The organism is Bifidobacterium pullorum subsp. saeculare (assembly GCF_016899725.1).
GTDB classification, from domain to species: Bacteria; Actinomycetota; Actinomycetes; order Actinomycetales; family Bifidobacteriaceae; genus Bifidobacterium; species Bifidobacterium pullorum_C.
In genome coordinates this window covers 38708-55858 of record NZ_JACLYU010000006.1, presented here as the reverse complement: position 1 = coordinate 55858, position 17151 = coordinate 38708, and the positions used below count along the sequence as shown (strand labels likewise).

The window sequence follows — 17151 nt, the reverse complement described above, 5'->3', positions numbered from 1 at the left end:
GACATTGCTCTTATCTGTTGTCTTGCCATTGCTATCATGAGTCGCTGGTGGTGCCGTGGTTGGAAAGCGGTAACTATCACCCCGTTTAGCATATTTATGTTTAGGTGCCGCATTCTTGGTGGCTTTCGTGGCCATCAAAATCCCCAAGAATGAACGGTCAATGCGAGTTGTGTTGGTAGATGAGCCACATCCCGCAGTTCATGGCGTCTACTTGAGTGTATCGTTCGTTGAGAATGGGCTGGATGACGGGGGTAATATTGCCGGAACGGGTGACGATGAGATATTCGGGCCCTTCCTTGCTCTCGTAATCTTCGAGGATCTTATGTTTGAGGTCATTGCTGAAGGAGGCCTGCCAGTCAGGCAGGATGGTGTAGGTGTAGTACGGTGTTATGCCGTATTCAGGCAGGATGGTATAGGCCTGTGTGACATTGTAGAAGGCGATGCTGCCGTGTGACTGCTGTATGAGCTGGCGTACCTCTGTCGGATTCGTGACGAAGGGGGCTGCTGTGAACGAGGAAACGACGTACTGGACAACGAACACTGCGGAGGCGAAGGCAGCGATGACGTCCAGCAGGGCGGTGACCACCTGTTTCATGAAGAAGCGATGGAATCCTGCGACGGCAAGCGGGGCCAGTAGCACGCAGGGGATGGCGTAGTGAGGATAGGGGTTGCTGCGGAGGAAGAGGACGGTGAATGCCAGTCCGCAAAACAGAGCGTATGCGGCGAGAGGAAACGAACGCGCTGTCTTTGCCGTGAATAGCAGTGCGCCTCCAATGATCAGCCCGGCTGGGATGAAGAACATCGGGAGGATGTTGCCAAGATTGAAGCCCCACAGCAGGATGTTGCCACCGGCTCCGTAGCTGATGTTGTAGAGGATGGTGCCGTAGAGGAAGTCCTGGAAGGCGTTGTTGGCGGCGAAGTAGATGGCGAAGGGAGCGGCGAGGATGAGGAATCCGGTGAGGAATCCTGCGATGCACACTCCGAGGGTCTTCCACTGCTTGCGCATGATGAGCAGGATGGCGAGGATGAGCACGCCGATGCAGGTGGGGATGGCGTTGGTGACGCGGGTGAGGAAGCAGACGGAGAATGCAAGGCCGTGGATGATCGCCTCCCACAGGGGGATTCGGATCGGCTGGCCGGCTTGCGTGCGGTTAATGGTGCGGATGATGAGCCAGATGGAGGCTGCAAGGAACGGCAGACAGTAGTTCTCTGTCATGTTCCAGGTTGTGCCGGAGAGAAACAGGGCCCACAGGAGCGAGGCCGCGAACGTGAGGATGCGAAGCAGGCTTTGATTGTTTGTGAACAGTTCGCAGACGATCTTCCACAGGAGGATGACGGTGGCGATGGCGAAGGGCAGTTCGATGTAGAAGATGCCGTGCGCGTCGCCGGTCAGGAGCCAGCCCAGCAGGTTGACGAAGAAGATGAACGGTCCCTTCTGGTCGAAGATGTCACGGTAGGGGACCAGTCCCTCCGACCAGGACCAGCCGATGAGCTGGAAGATGCTCTGGTCTCCCGGCTGCATGCCCTGGGGATGCAGGGGGGACATCGAGTCGATGAGCAGCAGCATGACGCATATCGCCACGCTGGCGATGGCGGGGACGAGGATGTCGTGGTTGATGTGACGGGTGGGGGATTGGTGTTTCATCGGTGGGACTCCTGGTCGGTGGGAAGTATGTCGGTGCGGGTGTGTCGGCTGGTTTCGGTTTCCTTGGTGAGGTAGATGGGGCGGTGCTTGGTCTCGGTGTAGGTCTTGGCGAGGTATTCGCCGAGGATGCCGGTGCAGAACAGTTGCAGGCCGCCGATGAGCAGGATGATGCAGATGGTGCTGGGCCAGCCGGCGACGGGGTCTCCGTACAGGAGGGCGCGCACGATGATGAAGACGATGCTGATGAAGGACACCAGGCAGCAGGCGATGCCGAGGAACGCGGCGAACATGAGGGGCACGGTGGAGAAGCCCACGATGCCTTCGATGGAGTAGCGGAACAGGCCGCGGAAGTTCCACTTGGTCTTGCCTGCGACTCGTTCGACGTTCTCGTAGGAGATCCAGTGGGTCTTGAACCCGACCCAGGAGAACAGTCCCTTGGAGAAGCGGTTGACCTCGCTCATGGACAGGACCGCGTCGACGAAGGTGCGGGTCATGAGGCGGAAGTCGCGGGCTCCGTCGACGATGTGCGTGCCGGACAGCCGGTTGATGATCCGGTAGAACAGGCGTGAGAAGAAGCTGCGGACCGGGGGCTCCCCGGCGCGGGTCTCGCGCCGGGTGGCCACACAGTCGTAGTCGGGGTGTTCGGCGAGGAATCCTAGCATCTGCGGCAGCAGGGACGGCGGGTCCTGCAGGTCGGCGTCCAGGGTGGCCACGTAGTCGCCGCGGGCCGTCCTCAGGCCGGCGTAGAGGGCGGATTCCTTGCCGAAGTTGCGGGAGAAGGAGACGTATCGCACGCGCGGGTCCTGCTCGTGCAGACGGCGCAGCTCGTCGAGCGTGGCGTCGGAGGATCCGTCGTCCACGAACACGAACTCGGCACGCGTCCCGTACCTGTCCAGGAGTGTCCGGGCGACCCTCGTCGCCTCCTCGTAGAACAGGGGCAGGGACTCCTGCTCGTTGAAGCAGGGGACGACGAACGAGACTAACGGATTATGCTCGCGGGGGGGGGTATGCGGTTCCGGCCCCCTCCGTTCCTGGGTCACTTCCACAGCAGCCAACTTTCTCTCTCCTGCCGTCTGCCAGGCAGGCCACGGGGGCACACGCATGCCCCTACGCTAGACAAGCGTAACCCAACCAACGGAAGTAACGGAACAGGAACATGGCGCCCAAGTTCTGGCGCATGTCCAGGCCTGCGCAAACAGTGGTAGGCGCTGCTGGTACGTTCCCCGGTGGATGCGAGGGAACTCAGGCTTGTGGTGCAGCAGGCCGAGGCTGAGTACTGTGAGCATTAGGCGGCGCACGTCGCTTCGTTGATAGGAGTGGAACGGGGGACCAGAGCAGTTCGGCAGGAAGGTGATGGATGATGACTGCCATGGTGAAGGGACCGAAGTCCCACAAGGTCGGGCCTCCGATTATGTTGACCCTTGAACAGATCGACGAGCGTAGGAAGCAGATCGAGGCCAAGTATGGGACCCGCCGGGAGCTGGAGTTTAAGCTTAATCTGATTGGACTGAGCCTTGAGGAGCGGAACGCGTTGCGGGAGCTTAAAGACTTGGACTATCTGTCGGACTGGTGACCGTTTTCGTCCTTGTCTGGAGGACGTACTGCAGATGGCATGCTCCGAGCTTGGCGTCGACACTGTGTCTGGATGGCAGGCGGCCCTCGAGCACAGCAGGGCGGAATATCGTAGGAGACAGGTCAGGGCAGTTGTCGAAGAGTTCCCCGATCTTGATCCGATGTGCTTGTCAATGCTGGTTATGATCTTTCTACGCGGCCGCAGCGTCCGGATCGTGCGGGAAAGGCGGACAACCTCATCCGTTACTGGCACAGCTCGATCGGCGAGGAATTGACGTTGGGACGATGCGGTCTTCATGAGCGGCCCAGTGCATCGTGTCGGCAGACAAGCAGCAAAACCGTGCAACGGCCAAAACGCAACAGTAGAATCCGGAAGTAAGACATTTAATCCCATGAGGCAAGTCCTTCGCATTGGTTACCGGGGCGTGTCGTCCATGGGCATCGGAGCTGAAACTCGAGGTTGGAAAAGCCTTGAGATATTTTGTCGCCGTAGTTGTGTGCAATCCAGTTGGGAGCGAGGATACGGGCGATACAGTAGGCAGTGACTCGGCTGGCTCCGGCTCGTTTTAGCATGGCTGCCGCGGATTGAATGGTGGCGCCGGTAGTCTAGGAATCGTCAATCAGAAGAACATGGTTGAGTGCATCGGGATTGGGCGTAGTCTCAAGCGCAAAGGCGTCAGGGTCAATCACAGCGCGTTTCTTCGCGCTCTTGGAGACGATGCTGAACATAGGAATGTCAGACAGGTGAGGCGATACAAGCCGAGCAAGGACGCTGTTGGTGCCGTATCTGGGGCTACTCTTACTGGAGGCACGACCGACCATGAGGTTGGCGTTGCCCCCGTTGCCATGGGGATGCAAGCTCGATGAATCATGAGGGCGTCGCCAAGGATGTATTTGACAACGTTTTGATAATCTTTGACGGCGGGACTGCCAAGATTCTTGTAGCCCTCCATGACGCGGTATGCCTGGTCGTCGTATTCTGAAGCGTAGATACTTATGCGGACCATATCAGCGAGCGCTAGATTCTGACTTTTCGCCTGCTGGCGTTCCCTCTCGCAAGATATGCAGAAACTATACTTGTCCTGCTTAGGGCCACCGCATACGGGACAGACATGGCCATGGGTACTACTGTAGACGACGTTGCGGGCGTAACTGCCGATGAGCATATCCATACGGTGTTCAAAGTCTCGGGCGTAGAGTGTCAGGGAACTCATGCGTAGGCCGTTTCTGCCTGAAGAATGTTCCTGATGAGCTGGTCCACCCCTGTATCGATACGCTGGATGTCATCAAGCGCGTGGGCAGCCTCGGCGGCATCGCCGACAATATAGATTCCGGGGCGATGGGCAAGGTCGCGTGCCCACTTGGCCTTGTCTAGGACCATACGGTTGATGATGACGGGACGCCCGTGACGCTGCGCCTGACGTGCCTGGATGCGCGTACCGGAATGCTCCCCGGCATCGGCGACGATGGTGGCAATGCCATAGCCCGACATAAGTGCGTTGCGCATCGGGAAGGAATGCCTGGTAGGAGCGGCATCCGGCCAGAACTGGGAAAGAACGAGGCCATGCTCGGCGATTTCACGCTGCAGATCACGGTTCTCGGGCGGATAGCAACGACGGATACCGGTGCCGATGAACGCGACGGTACGGCCGCCCTGTTCCAGAGCGGTGCGATGGGCGAAGGCGTCGATTCCTTTGGCCAGCCCGGCAACGACCGTCAGTCCTCTGTCGATGAGCATGCCGGCGCAGGCACGCGCGAACCGCATGCCCTCGGGTGTGCAGTGACGGGAACCGACGACACTGACGCCCCTATCGTCGGGAACGAGAGTACCATCGGCAAAGAGGAACGGGGGCACATCGACGGTGGCACGCAGCCGGGAAGGGAAACGCGGATCGAATACTGACACGAAGTCGAGTCCCTGATCCTTCCAAACGTCAAGGTCGGCAAGCGCCCGTATCCGCTCACGTCTGAGCCTGTCCGACTGCATGTCGGTGGGCTGGGAAGCGGCATCGTCGAAAAGAGTCCCCTGCGGGTCATGCCAATCGTCCGGATAGGGGTGACGAATGGGATCCAGCCGGTGCTCATACACGGTGACCGCGCTTCCCCTGACCACGCACTCATTGGTGAGGGAGGCCCACGTGTCAGGCTTCTCGCAGGAACGTACGAGCGCCAGAAGCGCGGCGTTTTCCTCGCGCAGCGTGCTGCTGTCCATCGTAGATGTCTCCTTCTTGCTCCTATTCAACTCCGACCGGGCGTCAAGTCGCCATACATCTGATCAGCGGACACGGTGGTTCTAATGGCAAGAGGAAATCCTCTATACAGATTTCTACCACGGTAAGGAAAAACAGTGCCTTTTCTCTCTCGTGTGCGGCTCTGTACCTGCGCATTGGCGCGTCGGTGGACCTGTGGATCGGCGCGAGTACGCTCGAGATCTGACACAAGGATCTGCGGCTGGGCGCGCACCGGTTTCTGCCCGAGCATGTGTCCAACCGGTACTCCACGTACGAGGCCGACCTGTCTGCCGGGCAAGGGCATGTGGAGGCAATGGGATCGCAGGCGCTGCGAGCAGCCCGACGAAGGCATGACCGACACCATCGACGACTCCGACGGATGGATGCGCGACGGCGACTACTACGTGAACACGGGAAGGCGACGCGACGATGATCATCGACACTTCAAACCAAGCGTTTGCTGCGTTTCGACGAGAAGTATTATCTCGTGGACCCCGGCCTCAGGCAGGCGGCCGGCATGGACAACGCCTCGGCGATCGACCGGACCCTCGAGGACATCGTCCACCTCGAGCTGCGCCGCCGCGGTTATACGGTTACCGTCGGCAAGGTTGGTGACAAGGAGGTCGACTTCGTTGCCACCCGCGCCGGACGCACCCACTATTTCCAGGTCACCTACCTGTGCGCGGAGGGACCGACCCGCGAACGCGAGTTCGGCGCGTTCGGGGCCATCCATGACAACTACCCCAAGACCGTGCTCTCCCTGGACGAATTCCCCTACAGCCGCAACGGCATCCAAGGGCAGAACATCATCGACTGGCTCCTTGGGGGAGTGACGCTTCCACGGCAGGCCATGCCGGCGAACCCTGCGCGAACAGCGGCAGACGCTGCCGGTACGTTTCCCGGTGGATTCGTGGGAACCGGGGATTGTGGTGCAGCAGGCCGAGGCTGAGTACTATGAGCATTAGGCGGCGCAAGTCTCTTTGATGATAGGAGTGGACCGAGAATCAGGTCAGTTCAGCAATGGAAGCCTAGACACTGTATGTCGTGAATGGAGGTGGACGATGACGGCTGTTACGTTTTCCCCGAGGCCGATAAGCGTCAGCGATGCCGCCTTGGCCCGGTTCATGAACTATGCCTATGACTGTGGTGTTTCGCCTGACGAGATGCTGGCGTCCTTCATCGAGTCTTTTGATTCCCCGAGTGGTGATGTCGAACTCGACGATGAGGGATATCCGGTTCTTGCGTTTGATGAGTCCCGTATGAACGTCATGGAGCCCAAGGTGGATGCCGCAACGGGCGGGCGTATGCCCTGATGTTGAAGATCACGGGTAATACGTGGCGCTATGCCCCAGATGATGTCCCGTTGCTGGATTGGCGTGAGGCCGGGTTACGTAAACCATGTGTGGTTCGTTGCGACAAGGTCGCGAGAATCACCGCCGATGACATTGCGTGGGACGATACGCCAGTGTATGGTCGGCTCTCCCATCAAGACGCTTTGCGCGTCGCCGTTAAAGTCATGGAGATTCAGAAGAGAGCGGACAGTGAATCCCGCTGATTCCAGTGGGCTCTTCCGGTCAGGAAACAGCCGTTGCAGACTCTGATGGTTCGTCGCCCAGTGGATGCCTGACCTGTCGCGCTCGCCGTTGCCGGCGGAGACCGCAGATGCGTCGGGCGCCGTCAGTTCCATGGCTGGGCCGCGATATGAAGCTCACAGCACCTCGGCAATTGCGCTGACGGCGCCATCGATGCGGGCCGCGACATCCGCGTACAGCTGCGCCGATTCGTGGTGCGGGTCCTCGATGTCCTGCGGATGGGGCAGGAACGGTCGTTTGAACGGCGCGCATTCGGCGATGGCGGCAAGCCGGCGCCCGGGGGTGGCTGCGGAGGCGAGGTCGCCGTCGGCCAGGCAACGCTGCGCGAGCGCGGCGAAATCGGTGAGCAGCCAGGTCTTGCGCGAGGCGGTGGGGAAGCGCTCGCACAGCTCGCTCAGCTGCTGGTCGGTGAACAGGAGGATGAGCCCGGCGTCGGAGACGTCCTGCCCGCTCACCTGGGCGGCGTGATGGCCGGAGGCGTCGATGCCGCGGGCCGCCAGCCAATCGAGGTACTGGGGATCCATTGTGCGCGGACCGATGTCCAGCAGTCCGCGGCTGGCCACCTCGACGTCCGCGCCCGCGGGCAATGCGGCGCGCAGCAGATATTCCGCCAGAGCGGAACGGCAGATGTTGCCATGGCAGACGAACAGAACGCGCATAACTCTCCTTGGCAGTGTGGATACACCGGCCTTCTTGGCCCGGCTCCTATTGTACGAGCCGCCGCACGGCCCGTGGGCAGGCGTCGGAACGGCTACCCCGCCGGCGGCCCGTGGCCCAGAGGAACAGGGGGAGCGCGTAGAACGCGTACGCCTCGAACTGTGCGTACAGATAGGCCAGCAGCAGCAACCAACATACCGTGGTCTTCGACCACGCGTGATGCCGCGTGATGTGCACCAGCAGCAGCACCACCGCGGCGATGGCCAGCAGCAGGCCGAACTCGGTGACGAACGAGGCATACGCGTTCATGGTGAACACATTGCCTGCGCGGTTGAGCGTCGGCGCGAATGGATGGCGCATCTCCTCGATCTCCTGCGTCATCATGCCGCCGTGCGCCGTATACCAGGCCATGGCCGGGCCGTACCCGCGTTCCATCGCCACCCCCAGATTGCCTGCGCCGAATCCGAACAACAGATGCAGGGGGTCGCGCAGCCCCGCCATCAGCGGCGCCACCGTGCGTAGCAGGCGGGCCGACATCGACGCATCGCTGGACAGCAGCCCACCGGTCAACACCTCGCGCAGCCTTGGCTGCGACAGCACCACCGCCGCGCCGGCGACGGCGGCCGCGGCCAGGCCGGCCACGGCGCCGGCCAACGCCCGGGGATTGCGCGCCAGCCGGCGCCAACGGACCATCATAACCGCGACGAGCACCAGCGCCACCGCGCTGTCCACCGCGATGCGCGCGCCCGACCCCATCGCCAGCGCGCCCACGGCGAAGATGGCGATGAGCACTGGCAGTCGCCTGTCGCGCGTCAGCCAGAACATCGGCAGCAGCACACCGTACAGATGCATGCCGATGTAACTGGGTTCGGCGAACAGGAACTGCGGGCGCGAGCTGAAATACTGGCGCAGGAACACCGGGTTCAGCGTGCGCTGCACGGCGCCCCAGCCGAAGTGCGCGGGCTCGGCCAGCCAGGTGAACACACCGAACAGAAAGGCCGCCGCATACGCCACCACCGCGACCGTGACCACGGTATGCGGGCGAATACCGCCTGCCTCGGGGGACCGGTCGAACGCGAGCGACAACGCGAGCACGAGCGCCATCGCCGCCGTCACGGCAAGCGTGGTGCGTCCCAAATACGTCGGATTCACGCCGATGGTCACCCAGCCGACCACGCTGACCGCGGCCATCGCGCAGAACATCACTGGCACGTAAGGATGCCGGCGCAGCGCCCACGGCAGCCGGCGGGCGTTGAGCAGCACGTACGCCAGGAACAGCACCGGGCTGATCGGGCTCCAGTATGGCATCTGCACGCCGTAGACCAGGCCGTCCACCGGCAGCAACAGCACGGCCGCGCAGAACACGACGGGTGCGATACGGCGTTCCAGAACGGTCATCGGCTTTGGCTCCTTTTGCTTGAGTCTCCCACGTGTTTCAGTATCCCAGGCATCCCAGTATCCCAGGCATCCCAGTATCCCAGACGTCCGATCACATGCCGCGGAGCGGCATGCACCCCGACCGGTATCAATAACACAAAAAGATTCCGGCATGGAACCCCATGCCGGAATCTTCATCAGTCAATCACCGCCGGACTAAGCCGGTGGCTTTGCGCCGGTTCAGCGGGTGGTGCTCTTACGCACGGCCATCAGCGCGATGCCGGCGGCGGCGAGCAGGAGCACGGCCACGATATACGGAGCCACGGCGGCGCCGGTCTTCGCGGTGGAGCCGGACGGCTCGGAGGACTCGGTCTGCTCACCGACCTGCGGGATGTTGAAGCTCACCGAGAGGTCCTGCTCGGTGCCCTTGACCTGAAGAGCCTCGCCACTGGCAAGCCAGTTCTGAATATCCTCAGCGGTCGGATCCGCCTTCTGCGTCTTGCACATGTAGAACTTGACGTAGATCTTGGTGGCGTTCTTCACAGCCTTATCGGTGAGATGGATGCGCACCGTGAACACGTCGGCTTTGGCCTCGCCCACATACTGGGTGTGGTCGAAGGCGGCGGCGAGCTCCACGCTGGAGACCAGCGTGGAGTCGTACTGGGCGTACACATACTTGTAGCCGGCGTCCACAGCGCCACCGGAATCGATGGCGGCGGTCAGAGTGCGGTTCGTGGAGTCGTAGGTCACCGTGCCCTGGATCGCCGGAGCATACGGAACGGCAGGGGCAGCCATGGCGGTGCTGGCGCCGAAGCCCAGGCCGAACACCGTGGCGATGGCCGCAAGCAGGGCCATAATTTTCTTCTTCATCACATACCTCCTTGAATCATTGCCCTTCCCCTCGCAGAGGGGGTTCAGGTGGATCCGATTGGTCACTATACACGCCGCGCGAACAGTGGTCCGTAACACAAGAACGGCGGAATTCCGGGGAAGAGACAACATTGTCACGCCATGTGAGGTTGTTGTCGCACGGCGTGACACGGACATCACGTGATACCCCCGCCTGAGGGGGTGCCGCCGCGCGACACGCCGATGCGCCACCGGGCGCCGGTTCACTGCCGGCGAACCCGCCGGGCGAATCCCCATCTTCAGCTACCGGCGTTCTTCTCGTCGTCGAAGCTAAACATATCCTCCACTGTGACGCCGAACACCTGCGCCAGGTCCATCGCCAGCCGCAGGGAAGGGCAGTACTGCCCCTGCTCCAGCCGGCTGATCGTCTCGCGGCGCACATCGACCAGGTCTGCCAGCTCCGATTGCTTGAGCCCACGCGCTAGACGGCGCGCCTTGAGGTCAGTCCTCATCGTCGTCGTCTTTCATATCCCCGCGCTCCAGCCAGAGGTAGCGTGCGTCGGCGACCGCCAGCGCCGCCATCGCCAGCGCCGGCAGCAGCATCGGATGGATCCTCACGTCGCCGGTGGAGAACAGCCCGGCCACGGTATCCGCGAATCCGATGAGGACCAGCACGGCGACCAGCGCCATGAGCGCGAATTGCATGGCCTGCTTCTGGTTCTCGTCCGAAAGCTCGTCACGCCGCGGATGACGGCGTTGCAGCACCGTTGCCGCCCACACCTCGCCGGCGGCCCAGACCAGTGCCACCACGCCGGCGACGATGACCCCCTCCAGGGCGCCTCCCACGGCGATGAGGGCCAGGCAGGCCGCGGCGCCGAGGGCCTCCACCCACATGCGCAGGAACATATACCGGTTGAACGTCATCACAGGGCCCACCCTAACATCCTCCGGCCGCAGTCGGTCCGTCGCCGGCCGCAGTCGGTCCGCCTACCAGCAGTCAGTGGTCAGTAGCCGGCAGTCAGCAGCCCGCAGCCCGCAGCCGGCCGAAGATCAGTAGCTGTGGTGCGAGAGCCAGTAGTTGTACGCGCCCTGAATGGAGCCGTAGCGGGCGTTGCAGTAGTTGACGAACCACTTGAACTGCGTCTGGTAGTTGGTGGCCCAGTCGGCGCCGGCGGAGGCCATCTTGCTGCCGGGCAGGGCCTGCGGCAGACCGTAGGCGCCGGAGCTCGGGTTCTTGGCGGTGGGGTTCCAACCGGACTCGTGGTTGATGATGTACACGGCCGCGGAGAAATCAGCCTCGCTGTAGCCGCTGGAGAGCAAGTAGTCATGCGCCCACTGCTGCATCTCGCTGGCCGGCACCGTAGTGCCCAGGGAAGCTCCGGCGGAACCGGAGGAGACGTGCGTGGAGCCGGTGCCCACCAGGATGACCTTGTCCACCGGGGCCGTCTTCACATACGAGGTGATGGGATTCGAGGAGATGACCTTATCTCCGGCCCGGGTGACCAGGCTCGTGGTCTCCATCACGCCCTGGGCGCCCTCCTGCTCCACCTTCTCGGTGCCCTTGGGCAGGCTGGCGGTCTCCTTGCGCACCTCGTTGAACGGAATCGGCGTCTCAGCGGTCTCCACATCCGCGCCCGCGCGGTTGATGGTGACCACAGTGGACTCGGTGACCTTGGTATCCAGCGAGGGCTCGACGGTGTCGTCTGGGTCGAGCAAGATGCCGCCGGCCTGGAGCACGGACTTCACGTCGGTGAAGTCGCTGCCGAGCACGGTGGTCTTGTCGCCGTTGATGACCACGGTCACGTAGGAGGTGCCCGCGTCCGCGCCGCGCAAACCCTCGCGGGCCGTGCCACGGGAGGCGGCCTGGGGTGCGGTGGCCGAGAACGCGGTGATCTGCGAGGTGCCGGTGTCTTGGGACTGATAGAAGAACCGTGTGGAGACGACTCCCGCCGCCGCCACAAGTGCGATTCCCGCCACCGCCGCCGAGAATTTCATCCACTGCCGCTTGCTCAGGGACTTCAGGGTCGGGGTGTTCTTGCGGTGATTCGCCATATCGCTCCTCAAAAATTGCTGGCTTGTTACACGCTAAGAAACCAGTCTAGTCCGACGTATGCCCGGACGGGCCGCCGCGGGCGGAACGCCCGGGCGGAGCCCCGCGCTCCGCCCGGTCCGCTCACTGCTGCTGGGCGGCGGCGTCCACATCCAGCGCCTTGGCCTGGGCGATGAGGTCGTCCAACGCCTCGGCCGGCAGCGCGCCCGCCTGCTGGAAGACCACATGCTGCTTCTTGACGATCATGAGCGTGGGCACCGCCTGCACGCCCGCCGCGGAGGCGAGGTCCTGGTTCTGGTCGATGTCCACCTTCGCGAACACGACGTCGGCGTTCTCCGGCTTGTTGCTGGCGGCCTCGTAGATCGGGCCGAAGGCGCGGCACGGGCCGCACCAGGTGGCCCAGAAATCGATGAACACGAGGTCGTTGTGGTTGATGAGCTGCTCGAATTCGGCGGACGAGACGGCGGTGGTGGCCATGGTCGCTTCCTTTCCTACGGATGGGTTCCGCCCGACGGATGATTCCGTTCGGCGGGATGGGTTCCGCGGCGCCGACCGCCGCGAGTCTCTCCATCATCCCACCCCCGCGGGCCGCGGCGCGATTGTTTCGGCTCTCGGCTCACCGCGGTCATCCGAACGCGCGATAATGGGCCGCATGCCAGTGATGAACGATGAGGTGCCCGACGACTCCGACTTCGACGCCGGCCGCGCCCGCGGCGAGTTCGACCACGTGACCCCGGAGGATTTCATCCGCGGCACCGGCCGCGGCAACCCGCCCGGATGGCTCAGCGCCCGCGACATCGAGCGCACGCGCGGCCAGATGCCGATTCCGTACGTGGAGATCGTGCCGGTGCGCACCGACGACCTCGGCCGCGTGGCCCAGGTGGGCTCGCTGCTGCGCGTGGCCGACGACGGCTCGATCGAGCGCACGCTGATCACCGGACGCGTACTGTTCCACGAGACGCTGCGCGAGGCCATCGCCCGCAACATCGCCAAGGACCTGGGCGAGATCGCGCTGCCGGTGCTGCCCGCCGGCCTCCAGCCGTTCACCGTGGCCGAGTTCTTCCCCACGCCGGGCCTGTCCGAGTACTACGACCCGCGCCAGCACGCGATCGCGCTGTGCTATGTGGTGCCGATCGCCGGCGACTGCAAGCCGCAGGACGAGACCCTGGACGTGGAGTGGGTGGCCCCCGACTCCGACGTGCTGGAGGTGTTCCTCTCGCAGATGGCGGGCGGCCACGGCGCGATTGTGCGCCGCGCCCTCGCCTGGGCCGGCCAGTGAAGTGATTTTCCCCAACCAAGGAGCATGAAGATGAGGATTGCGAACCGTGTGTTGCGCGAAGGCGAGGGTATGCCGCTGGTGCTGGTGAACGCCTTCCCGGTGGATGGGCGTATGTGGGAGGCCTGCGCCCGCCAGATCGCCCGCCAGGCCGACGAGGCCGGCCTGGTCCCGTTCCCGGTGTGGGCGCCGGATATGCCGGGCTCCGGCCAGTCGCCGGTGCCCACTGCCGAGGAATCCGGCCCGATGGACGCCTCCGGCGCCTACCCCGAGGCCCTCGACCGCATGGCGGACGCCTACGCGGACCTGGTGCGCTCAGCCGGCTACGACCAGGCCGTGTGGGCGGGACTGTCGATGGGCGGCTACCTGGTGGCCGACCTGTGGCGCCGCCAGCCGCAGACCATGGCCGCGGTCGCGCTGTGCGACACGATGGCCGCCTCCGACGGCGTGGGCGGCGCGGCCCGCATCGAGACCGCTGAGGCCCTGGAACGCACGGACAGCGTGGAGCCGGTCATGCACTTCGCCGAGCCGGCCGAAGGCGACTCCACCGTCAAATGCTCCCCGGACTTCTGCGCCACGATGCGTGGCTGGATCATGGAGCAGCGCCCCGCCGGCTGCGCGTGGCGCCAGCGCATGACCGCCGGCCGCCCCGACCTGACTGACGTGCCCGTCACCATCGACGTGCCCTGCGCCGTCGTCTCCGGCGAGCTCGACCCCTCGAGCAACCCGGGCGTGATGCGCCCGCTGGCGGAGCGCATCGGCGCCAACGCCACCTTCACCGCCATCCCCGACTGCGGCCACTTCAGCGCCGTCGAACATCCGGACATCGTGGCCAAGGCCCTGCTGGACCTCTACCGGCGCGCTGCGGAGGGGAACCGATGAACTTCTCCCCGCTGGCTCTGACCCAGGCGCTGCCCTTCCTGCCCCTCGCCCAGGGCGACATCGACTACGAGACCGAGCGGCGCTCGCAGCCCGGCGTCGTGGACGCCACGCTGCGCGAACCGGCCGCGAAGGTCATCCTCACGCGCGGTGGCCTGCTCGCCGTGCCCCGCGGCCAGGGCGAGCTGGTCGACCGCCAGGCCGTCGCGATGCGTCTGGCCACCTTGCCCGGCGCCTACGTGGCCGACGAGCTCGCTACCCATCCGCACGCGGTGGCGATGGTCCTCGGCTCCTACGGCGGGGCACGGCGCGAGCGCGTCGTCGCCGTCGACCTCACCCGGCTCGGCGAGGCCGGCGACGCTCCGCGTCTCGCCGGCACCACCGACTCGGGCACTGTGGACGGCGCGATGGGCGCGGCCGGCCAGCCCGGCTCGCCCACCGACCCCGGCGTCGGCCGCGTCCCCGACTCGGCGGACCAGGGGGCGGACGACGCCTTCGACGAATCCGTCGGCACGGCCTCGCCGCAGCGGGGCAAACCGAGTCTGCTGGACCAGGCCGCCGAACGCTTCGACTGGGTGGATTTGCGTGGCTTCGCGCCGCACGCCAGCGCCCGCGAGGCCGGCCAGGCCACCACCGCCGTGTGCCTGTCCATCTGGCACACGCGCCAGCGCCACTGCCCGACCTGCGGCGCGCCCACCGAGGCCGCGATGGCCGGCTGGGCCCAGCGCTGCACCAGCGCCGCCGACGGCAACCGCCTGCTGTTCCCGCGCGTGGAGCCCGCTGTCATCACCGCCATCGTCGACTCCCAGGACCGGCTGCTGCTGCAGCACAACGCCGCCTGGAACGACCCGACGCTGTACTCGGTGTCCGCCGGATTCGTGGAGGCGGGGGAGAACCTCGAGCACGCCTGCCGCCGCGAGGCGATGGAGGAGGTGGGTGTCCGGCTCGGCGAGGTGCGCTACCTCGGCTCCCAGCCGTGGCCGTACCCGGCCTCGCTCATGGTGGCGTTCAAGGCGCAGGCGCTGGGCACCACCGTGCGCGTGGACGGCGTGGAGACGCGCTGCGCCGAATGGATGACGCGCGACGAATACACCGCCGCCGTGGTCTCAGGCCGTGTGAGCGCGCCCGGCAAGGCCACGATCGCCCGGTACATGATCGAGGAGTGGCTCGGCCGCGAGCTGTGAGCCGCCGCGGGCTGTGAGCCGCCGCGGGCTGTAACCGCGGCCGTATCTGCGATGACATCCCGGCGTTGTACAGTGTGAGGCGGCGGAACCCGGAGCGGGGCCGCCGCAATCTTTGTGGTTTTTATGGTGTCATATCAGTAAGGAAGCGCACATGTCCTACGAACTTGGTGCGAACGGGTTCGCCGGCGTCCCCAACGACGACCGCACCGAGGTCATCACCCCGGTCGGCGGCACGATGCCCCCGGTGGCCGAACCGGTCGCCATGGCCATGCCCCCCGAGGGCGGCGCCGTGGCACCGGCGCTGGACCAGGCGCGGCACTCGCGCAAGCCGCTGGTCATCGCGCTGGTGGCCATCGGCCTGGTGATCGCCGCGCTCGTAGCCGCGTTCTTCACCCTGCGCTGGTATTACGCCGACCGCGTGGCCCCCGGCGTGAGCTTCGGCAACACGAAGGTGGTGGGCCTCGATCGCGACGCGCTCACCGATGCCGTCGAATCCACCGTCAAGGCCACCACGATCACCGTCACCGACACGAACGGTGGCAAGGTGACCGCCTCCCTCAAGGACCTCGGCGCCGACGTGGATGTGAACAAAACCGTTGACGCGTTGCTGGGCGCCAAGGCCGTGCACGGCGTGGGCGACGAGTTCGCGCGCCTCTACCCCTTCGACAAGGTGAGCGTGCCGCTGAGCGCCACCACCGACGACTATGCGATGAGCACCTTCCTGACCGACCGCCTGGTGACCGAGGACGACCGCGCCGTGGCCTCCACCGTCGCCTATGACGGGAATGCCAAGGCCTTCGTGGCCACGGCCGGCCGCGACGGCAAGGCTCCCGAGGCCGGCGGCGTGGCCAAGGCCGTGGACGCGGCCATCGCCTCGCCCGGCACCGGGCACACCGTCAACGTCGTGTTCAAGAGCGTGGCGATGCCGGTGAGCGCCGAAACCGCCACCGACGCGGCCAACGCCGCCAACCAGCGCCTGGCCGCGCCGATCGTCATCACCAACGGTGACCAGAAGGAGATGACCATCCCGGCGGACCAGATCGCCGCATGGACCAAGCCCCAGGTGGACGTCCAGAAGGGAACCATCGCCCTCGCCTACGATCAGGACGCCATCAAGGCGTACCTCGCCCAGACCATGCCGGCCGAGCTTAACCAGGACATGGTCAAGGAGAAGAACGTGGTGAACAAGGACGGCGGCGCGGTGCTCTACCAGGAGGTCAAGGGCGTCAACGGCGTGGCCGTGAAGGACACGGACGCCACTGCCGCCGCGGTGACGCAGGCGCTGGACGGCGGGCAGGGCGGCACCCTGACCGCGCAGACCGACGTGACCAAGTTCGAGACCGAGAACCGCGTGGTGGACTACACGAGCCCGAACGGCGACCCGCACGCGATGATCGACCTCTCCTCGCAGACCGCCTCTTTCTATAAGGGCTCCACGCTGGTCAAGACGTTCCAGGTCTCCACCGGCGCGCCCGGGCATGACACGCCCCGGGGCACCTTCTTCGTGCAGCGCAAGCTGAGCAGCGACAACATGCGTGGCCCCGGCTACTTCACGCCGAACGTGCCGTGGTGCACGTACTTCACGTTCAGCGGCGTGGCCTTCCACGGTGCCCCGTGGAATCCCGGCGGCATCGCCTCCGGCACGCCCAAGTCGCACGGCTGCATCAATATGAACGTCGGCGACGCCAAGTGGGCGTACGACTTCCTGCCGGTCGGCGCGATGGTGGAGGTCAACGGCTCCACGCCCGCCGGCGCGGTGCGCTGACTCGCGCTGGCCTGCGCTAACCGGGGTGTGAGGGACGCGACATCCGTCCACCCGCCTGCGCAATCGGCGGTTGC

Annotated in this window: 18 protein-coding genes; 8 read left to right on the top strand and 10 right to left on the bottom strand. The window is 64.7% G+C overall.

Annotated elements, in window-relative coordinates; all coding sequences use genetic code 11:
• Positions 1–157 precede the first annotated feature (157 nt).
• Together H7U32_RS04740 and H7U32_RS04735 are read right to left on the bottom strand one after the other, a co-directional pair.
• Positions 158–1645, bottom strand: coding sequence for an ArnT family glycosyltransferase (locus H7U32_RS04740; protein WP_204468537.1), 1488 nt, complete (start codon positions 1643–1645; stop codon positions 158–160).
• Positions 1642–2691, bottom strand: a complete 1050-nt coding sequence (locus H7U32_RS04735; protein WP_323804582.1) for a glycosyltransferase family 2 protein — start codon at positions 2689–2691, stop codon at positions 1642–1644. Before H7U32_RS04735 ends, H7U32_RS04740 begins: the two co-directional genes overlap by 4 nt.
• Before the next feature lie 311 nt (positions 2692–3002).
• Between H7U32_RS04735 and H7U32_RS04730 the strand changes: the two genes are divergently transcribed.
• Positions 3003–3218, top strand: a complete 216-nt coding sequence (locus H7U32_RS04730) for a hypothetical protein (RefSeq protein ID WP_204468533.1) — start codon at positions 3003–3005, stop codon at positions 3216–3218.
• A 1209-nt stretch (positions 3219–4427) separates the two neighbouring features.
• Here the strand turns inward: H7U32_RS04730 and H7U32_RS04725 are convergent.
• Entirely contained in the window at positions 4428–5429 is a 1002-nt protein-coding gene (locus H7U32_RS04725) for a DNA-processing protein DprA (protein ID WP_204468531.1), read from the bottom strand.
• A gap of 476 nt (positions 5430–5905) precedes the next feature.
• Between H7U32_RS04725 and H7U32_RS04720 the strand changes: the two genes are divergently transcribed.
• The 3 genes from H7U32_RS04720 to H7U32_RS04710 all read left to right on the top strand — a co-directional run bounded on the left by H7U32_RS04720 (position 5906) and on the right by H7U32_RS04710 (position 7003).
• Positions 5906–6397 (top strand): ATP-binding protein, encoded by a 492-nt coding sequence (locus tag H7U32_RS04720; RefSeq protein ID WP_204468530.1) that lies wholly within the window; start codon positions 5906–5908, stop codon positions 6395–6397.
• A 112-nt stretch (positions 6398–6509) separates the two neighbouring features.
• Complete coding sequence (locus H7U32_RS04715) at positions 6510–6761, top strand: hypothetical protein (RefSeq protein ID WP_204468528.1); 252 nt, start codon at positions 6510–6512, stop codon at positions 6759–6761.
• Positions 6761–7003 carry a hypothetical protein gene (locus H7U32_RS04710; protein WP_204468527.1) on the top strand — a complete coding sequence of 81 codons (243 nt, stop codon included), beginning with the start codon at positions 6761–6763 and terminating at the stop codon, positions 7001–7003. The genes H7U32_RS04715 and H7U32_RS04710 overlap by 1 nt, the downstream gene beginning before the upstream one ends.
• Positions 7004–7156: 153 nt before the next feature.
• On the opposite strand, the gene H7U32_RS04705 is transcribed toward H7U32_RS04710, so the two are convergent.
• The 7 genes from H7U32_RS04705 to trxA form a co-directional block, all read right to left on the bottom strand.
• The gene (locus tag H7U32_RS04705) at positions 7157–7699 is read right to left on the bottom strand and encodes an arsenate reductase/protein-tyrosine-phosphatase family protein (protein WP_204468525.1); all 543 of its coding nucleotides are present in this window, start codon (positions 7697–7699) and stop codon (positions 7157–7159) included.
• A gap of 46 nt (positions 7700–7745) precedes the next feature.
• The gene (locus H7U32_RS04700) at positions 7746–9095 is read right to left on the bottom strand and encodes a hypothetical protein (protein WP_204468524.1); all 1350 of its coding nucleotides are present in this window, start codon (positions 9093–9095) and stop codon (positions 7746–7748) included.
• Positions 9096–9314: 219 nt separating this feature from the next.
• Positions 9315–9944, bottom strand: a complete 630-nt coding sequence (locus H7U32_RS04695; RefSeq protein ID WP_204468522.1) for a hypothetical protein — start codon at positions 9942–9944, stop codon at positions 9315–9317.
• Between the two features lie 278 nt (positions 9945–10222).
• The gene (locus H7U32_RS04690) at positions 10223–10435 is read right to left on the bottom strand and encodes a helix-turn-helix transcriptional regulator (RefSeq protein WP_204468520.1); all 213 of its coding nucleotides are present in this window, start codon (positions 10433–10435) and stop codon (positions 10223–10225) included.
• A complete protein-coding gene (locus tag H7U32_RS04685; protein WP_204468593.1) occupies positions 10425–10847 on the bottom strand; it encodes a hypothetical protein in 423 nt (140 codons plus the stop codon). The genes H7U32_RS04690 and H7U32_RS04685 overlap by 11 nt, the downstream gene beginning before the upstream one ends.
• A 126-nt stretch (positions 10848–10973) precedes the next feature.
• The gene (locus tag H7U32_RS04680) at positions 10974–11975 is read right to left on the bottom strand and encodes a G5 domain-containing protein (protein ID WP_204468518.1); all 1002 of its coding nucleotides are present in this window, start codon (positions 11973–11975) and stop codon (positions 10974–10976) included.
• Positions 11976–12096: 121 nt separating this feature from the next.
• A complete protein-coding gene (gene trxA / locus H7U32_RS04675) occupies positions 12097–12450 on the bottom strand; it encodes a thioredoxin (protein ID WP_204468516.1) in 354 nt (117 codons plus the stop codon).
• A gap of 175 nt (positions 12451–12625) precedes the next feature.
• Between trxA and H7U32_RS04670 the strand changes: the two genes are divergently transcribed.
• The 4 genes from H7U32_RS04670 (at position 12626) to H7U32_RS04655 (ending at position 17077) form a co-directional block, all read left to right on the top strand.
• A complete protein-coding gene (locus H7U32_RS04670; protein WP_204468514.1) occupies positions 12626–13252 on the top strand; it encodes an NUDIX hydrolase family protein in 627 nt (208 codons plus the stop codon).
• 24 nt (positions 13253–13276) lie between these two features.
• On the top strand, positions 13277–14131 hold the full coding sequence (locus tag H7U32_RS04665; protein WP_204468512.1) for an alpha/beta fold hydrolase: 855 nt from the start codon (positions 13277–13279) through the stop codon (positions 14129–14131).
• A complete protein-coding gene (gene nudC / locus H7U32_RS04660) occupies positions 14128–15312 on the top strand; it encodes an NAD(+) diphosphatase (RefSeq protein WP_204468510.1) in 1185 nt (394 codons plus the stop codon). Before H7U32_RS04665 ends, nudC begins: the two co-directional genes overlap by 4 nt.
• A gap of 151 nt (positions 15313–15463) precedes the next feature.
• Positions 15464–17077 (top strand): L,D-transpeptidase family protein, encoded by a 1614-nt coding sequence (locus H7U32_RS04655; RefSeq protein WP_204468509.1) that lies wholly within the window; start codon positions 15464–15466, stop codon positions 17075–17077.
• Positions 17078–17151 lie beyond the last annotated feature (74 nt).

Coding starts and splice junctions, on each gene's coding strand:
- H7U32_RS04655 (WP_204468509.1), top strand. CDS start 15,464: ATGTCCTACGAACTTGGTGCGAACGGGTTCGCCGGCGTCCCCAACGAC.
- H7U32_RS04715 (WP_204468528.1), top strand. CDS start 6,510: ATGACGGCTGTTACGTTTTCCCCGAGGCCGATAAGCGTCAGCGATGCC.
- trxA (WP_204468516.1), bottom strand. CDS start 12,450: ATGGCCACCACCGCCGTCTCGTCCGCCGAATTCGAGCAGCTCATCAAC.
- H7U32_RS04690 (WP_204468520.1), bottom strand. CDS start 10,435: ATGAGGACTGACCTCAAGGCGCGCCGTCTAGCGCGTGGGCTCAAGCAA.
- H7U32_RS04695 (WP_204468522.1), bottom strand. CDS start 9,944: ATGAAGAAGAAAATTATGGCCCTGCTTGCGGCCATCGCCACGGTGTTC.
- H7U32_RS04725 (WP_204468531.1), bottom strand. CDS start 5,429: ATGGACAGCAGCACGCTGCGCGAGGAAAACGCCGCGCTTCTGGCGCTC.
- H7U32_RS04685 (WP_204468593.1), bottom strand. CDS start 10,847: ATGACGTTCAACCGGTATATGTTCCTGCGCATGTGGGTGGAGGCCCTC.
- H7U32_RS04680 (WP_204468518.1), bottom strand. CDS start 11,975: ATGGCGAATCACCGCAAGAACACCCCGACCCTGAAGTCCCTGAGCAAG.
- H7U32_RS04740 (WP_204468537.1), bottom strand. CDS start 1,645: ATGAAACACCAATCCCCCACCCGTCACATCAACCACGACATCCTCGTC.
- H7U32_RS04665 (WP_204468512.1), top strand. CDS start 13,277: ATGAAGATGAGGATTGCGAACCGTGTGTTGCGCGAAGGCGAGGGTATG.
- H7U32_RS04705 (WP_204468525.1), bottom strand. CDS start 7,699: ATGCGCGTTCTGTTCGTCTGCCATGGCAACATCTGCCGTTCCGCTCTG.
- H7U32_RS04670 (WP_204468514.1), top strand. CDS start 12,626: ATGCCAGTGATGAACGATGAGGTGCCCGACGACTCCGACTTCGACGCC.
- H7U32_RS04710 (WP_204468527.1), top strand. CDS start 6,761: ATGTTGAAGATCACGGGTAATACGTGGCGCTATGCCCCAGATGATGTC.
- nudC (WP_204468510.1), top strand. CDS start 14,128: ATGAACTTCTCCCCGCTGGCTCTGACCCAGGCGCTGCCCTTCCTGCCC.
- H7U32_RS04700 (WP_204468524.1), bottom strand. CDS start 9,095: ATGACCGTTCTGGAACGCCGTATCGCACCCGTCGTGTTCTGCGCGGCC.
- H7U32_RS04730 (WP_204468533.1), top strand. CDS start 3,003: ATGATGACTGCCATGGTGAAGGGACCGAAGTCCCACAAGGTCGGGCCT.